This window comes from Pseudoalteromonas sp. Z1A6, assembly GCF_011378745.1.
Lineage (GTDB): Bacteria > Pseudomonadota > Gammaproteobacteria > Enterobacterales > Alteromonadaceae > Pseudoalteromonas > Pseudoalteromonas arctica.
This window is the reverse complement of the sequence record NZ_WTKW01000315.1, coordinates 1-4,837: the sequence shown is the minus strand read 5'-3', so window position 1 is coordinate 4,837 and position 4,837 is coordinate 1. Positions and strand designations below refer to the sequence as shown.

Genomic DNA, 4,837 nt, shown 5'->3' with positions numbered 1-4,837 from the left:
TAAATAAAATTATTTATGGATATAGCCTCAAATGAAATTAGATAACCCGACTTCAAACTTAACCCATCAATTTGTAATTAACGACTATTTGCATCAGTTATTTGATGCGGTAAATGTTATTTCTGTTCAAGGTTATGACAATGAACGTCGTGTTATTTATTGGAATGAAGGTAGTGAGCGACTTTATGGATATACCAAAGAAGAAGCCATAGGACAAAAAATAGAAGACCTTATAATTCCAGAGCCAATGTGTGAATTAGTTATTAACGCACATAGTGATTGGGTAAAAAAAGATATAGAAATTCCAGCATCTGAAATTATCTTACAAGACAAAGATGGAAACAATGTATCGGTTTTTTCCAGCCATGTTATGTTTACAAATCAATATAATACAAAACAAATGTACTGTATTGATATTGATTTATCTGAGGTTAAAAAGGCACAAGCAGATGCGTCATTTAATGAGCATATGCTAAAAACTATTTTTGGAGCAATTCCTGACTTATTTTTCTTGATGGAAAATGATGGAACTATTATTGAGTATCATGCCAGTAATGAGACCGATCTCTACACCAAGCCAAAGCAATTTATTGGTAAAAAAATGGGTGATGTACTCCCTCAAGATGTAGCCAAAAAATTTGAAACCTATATCAGCCTTGTATTAGAAAAAGAGCAGATGATGAGCTTTAAATACGAGCTAGCTTTGCCCCATGGGCTCGTTTTTTTTGAAGCAAGAATAAATAAAATAACAGAACATAACCAGTTAATGGTTATTATTCGAGATATTACAGAACAGCATAAATCAGATGAAATAATTAGACATCAAGCGTATTACGATAGTCTAACTTTACTCCCAAATCGTTTTTTAGCACTTGATCGTTTGTCGCAATTACTTATTGAAGCACAAAGAAATAACGAGAAAGCGGCAGTACTGTTTTTGGATTTAGATGATTTTAAAAAAATAAATGACTCTTTAGGCCATGAAACAGGAGACAAACTTTTAATTGAATCAGCGCAAAGGCTACAAGAGGCACTGCGAAAAGACGACACGGTAGGGCGCCTAGGTGGAGATGAGTTTATCGTATTACTACGAGGTATAACTGATCACCATGCAGCGCTAAAAATTACTGAAAAACTGGTCAATAACTTTAGAGCCCCTTTTAAAATTGAGGGTCGGGAACACATACTAACAGCGAGTATTGGTGTAGCCATATACCCAGAAAATGGCACAACCGTTGCTGATTTATTACGAAATGCTGACACTGCAATGTATCAAGCAAAATCATATGGTCGTAATACTTATTCATTTTTTACTAAAAAGATGAACGTAATTATTCAGCGCCGACTCGTAATAGAAGAGCAGATGCGTGGCGCCCTTGAGCGTAATGAATTTGAGTTATTCTACCAGCCCCAATTTGACGCCAAAAATAAACACATCATTGGTGCAGAAGCGTTATTACGCTGGCATAACCCTGTGCTAGGTAATGTAACACCCGATGAGTTTATACCTATTGCCGAAAATACAGGATTAATTGTACCTATTGGCAAGTTTGTAATTAGCCAAGCATTACACTTTTTAAACACATGGCAAAGTACCTGTAAACGCCAACAAAAATACACCATGGCTGTTAACTTATCTCCTCGCCAATTTAGAGACGTAGGGTTGCTCAGTTTTATTCAAAACTCATTGAGTGAAGCAAACGTAAACCCCGAAAGTTTAGAGCTTGAAATAACTGAGGGAGTATTGATGAGTTGCCACACTAATGTTGTTGATATACTGACTGAAATTACTGCATTAGGCATTAACTTATCAATGGATGACTTTGGTACAGGTTATTCATCATTAAGTTATTTGAGAGAATACCCTTTTAATGTACTTAAAATAGATAGAAGTTTTATTGACGGTATTGTATTAAACAATGAAGACTGTAATCTCGTAAAGGCAATTATTGCTATGTCGCACAGCTTAGGACTGACAGTGGTAGCCGAAGGTGTAGAAACAAAAGAGCAGCATACTTTATTGAACGAATTGGGTTGTGATTTTATGCAAGGCTTCTATTTTAGTAAACCAATACCAGCAAAACAGTTTCTTGATTTTTCGATGAATTTTGATAAAAAGTAAGATTAAACACTCGATTGTAACAATTCATTGCACGGCTATTGACCTTATTGTCCCATCGCGAGTAACCTGTTATAGAAACAAATAAAAAGGATTCTATAATGCGTTTAAAACCTCTTGTAGCTACATTAGTAGCCACATTTTCTTTATCACTTTCAAGTAGTGCCATAGCCGACGAAGGCATGTGGCAACCACACCAACTTCCAGAATTAGAATCAATTTTAAAAGCCAAGGGGCTTGAAATTGATGTTGAATCTATTTCTAAATTAACCGAATTCCCAATGAATGCGGTAATTAGCCTAGGTGGTTGTACAGCATCGTTTGTATCGCCTAAAGGTTTAGTTGTGTCAAACCATCACTGTGTTTATGGCTCGGTACAATACAACTCAACGCCTGAAAACAATATTTTAGAAAATGGCTTTTTAGCTAAAAGTCCTACAGAAGATTTACCTGCAGCGCCGGGCTCACGCGTCTATGTAACAAAAACGGTCACCAACGTAACAGATGAAGTAATTAAAGGTACTAACGAGCTAACAGCAAAAGCACGCTACGACGCACTCGAAAAAAATGAAAAAGCGCTAGTAGCCCAGTGTGAAGCCGACGAAAGCTATCGTTGTAATGTGTATTCGTTTCATGGTGGTTTAGAGTTTTACCTAATTAAGTCACTTGAAATTAAAGACGTACGCTTAACTTATGCACCGGCAATGGGCGTAGGTAAATACGGCGGCGATATAGATAACTGGATGTGGCCGCGCCATACTGGCGACTTTGGTTTTTACCGCGCTTATGTAGGCAAAGATGGAAAACCAGCAGAGTACAGCGAAGACAACGTACCTTACGTACCAGACTCTTACCTAAAAGTAAGTGCCAAAGGCGTGCAAGAAGGCGACTTTGTAATGGTTACAGGCTACCCAGGGCGTACTAACCGCTACCGTATAGCAACAGAGGTAGATAGCGTATTTAACGACAGCTACCCTAAAGCACGCGTTCATAACTCAAAATACGTGTCGCTTATTGAAGAAAACTCAGAGGACGGCAGTAAAGCGCGTATTGCTTACGAAAGCACCATTGCAGGTTATAACAACTATATTAAAAACTATGGTTCGATGATCGAAAGCTTTAAAAAAGGCACTATGCTTGAGCGCAAAAAACAGTTTGAGCAAGACTTAACACAATGGATCAATAGTGATGGTGAGCGTAAAGAGCAATACGGAAGCGTATTAGGTGAGCTATCTGAGCTAATTGCGCAATCACAAGAGCACAGTGAACGCGACCGTATGTTAGGTTATGTACACCGCTCACAAATGATCAGCACAGCACGACGTTTATACCGCTTAGCTTACGAAAAACAACAGCCAAATAGCGAACGTGAATCTGGTTATCAAGAACGTGACTTACCTCGTATTAAAGCAGGGCTTGAGCGCATGACGCGCCGTTATGATAGCAAAGTAGATAAAGCTATTTTACTGCACTTTTTAGAGCTGTATGCAGCACTTCCAAAAGAAGAGCGTTTTAGCGACGTTGATAACGTATTTAAAGTACAAAATGGGTTTGATAAAGCAACCCAAAGCGCGTTACTTGATAGCATGTATGAACAGTCAAGACTTGATAATGCCACTGTTCGCAATTCATTGTTTGAGCAATCGTTTAGCCAGCTAAATCAAAGCCAAGACCCATTTGTGCAGTACGCTAAAGCAATCTTTAAAGTAATGAAAGCACAGGAAGATAAATCAAAAGCACTTGCAGGTAAATTACAAGCAGCTCGCCCAGAGTTAATGAGCGCAATAATTGCGTTTAACAAAGCTAAAAACAAACCTGTATACGCCGATGCCAACAGCACTCTACGAGTAACCTATGGCACCGTAGGCGGCTACTCACCTCAAGATGGCTTGGTAGCAACACCCTTTACATCGCTTGAAGGATTACTAGCTAAAAACACCGATGTTGACCCATTTAATGCACCTAAAAAGTTACAAGAGCAAATTAAAGCCAAGCTTTATGGTGATTACACAGGTGGCATGAATACAGTACCCGTTAACTTTCTATCTAATGTAGACACTACTGGTGGTAACTCAGGTTCGCCAACACTTAACGGCAAAGCAGAGCTTGTAGGCTTACTGTTTGACGGTGTTTACGAAAGTATTATTGGTGACTGGGATTACAACCCTGAGCTTAATCGCTCAATCCACGTTGATTCGCGCTACATGCTGTGGGTAATGGATAAAGTAGATAATGCACAAAACTTATTAGACGAAATGACAATCGTAAAATAAGTAATTAGTGAGATTAGAGAAGGGCGCTTACCGTAAAGGAAGCGCCTTTTTTTAGGGAGTTAATCGACTAATTAATTGTTATTCTTTTGTAGGCGCGAGTTTACCTCGCGCGCAATGAAAGCAAAAATGCGGCATAAAGCCACACCTAAAAATATAACGCCAAGAGGTGCAGCGTTAAAATTACTGTTTTAGGCCTATTAAATATCTAAATTTAACTAAAGTGTAGGCAATCAATGCATGAATCATCATCTATAACAAGCATCTATTTTACGTTGTTCTATAACAAGCATCTATTTTACGTTGTAGTGACTTTTAAATTAAGTATATCATCCTTAAAGTCATGTATTTTTTTCATAGCAAATATAGTGGACTATTTACAAAGGTTGTTGTTTGTTATTTAATATCGTGAATAAATATATAGTTAAAATTTTGCGGAGAATAATTA

The 4,837-nt window shown here is 37.8% G+C and carries 2 protein-coding genes; both read left to right on the top strand.

Annotated elements, in window-relative coordinates:
* Nucleotides 1-31: 31 nt before the first annotated feature.
* Nucleotides 32-2,122, top strand: coding sequence for a bifunctional diguanylate cyclase/phosphodiesterase (locus GQR46_RS16130; RefSeq protein ID WP_007580673.1), 2,091 nt, complete (start codon nt 32-34; stop codon nt 2,120-2,122).
* Nucleotides 2,123-2,220: 98 nt separating this feature from the next.
* Nucleotides 2,221-4,392, top strand: coding sequence for a S46 family peptidase (locus tag GQR46_RS16125; protein ID WP_165741486.1), 2,172 nt, complete (start codon nt 2,221-2,223; stop codon nt 4,390-4,392).
* The last annotated feature ends 445 nt before the right edge of the window (nt 4,393-4,837 follow it).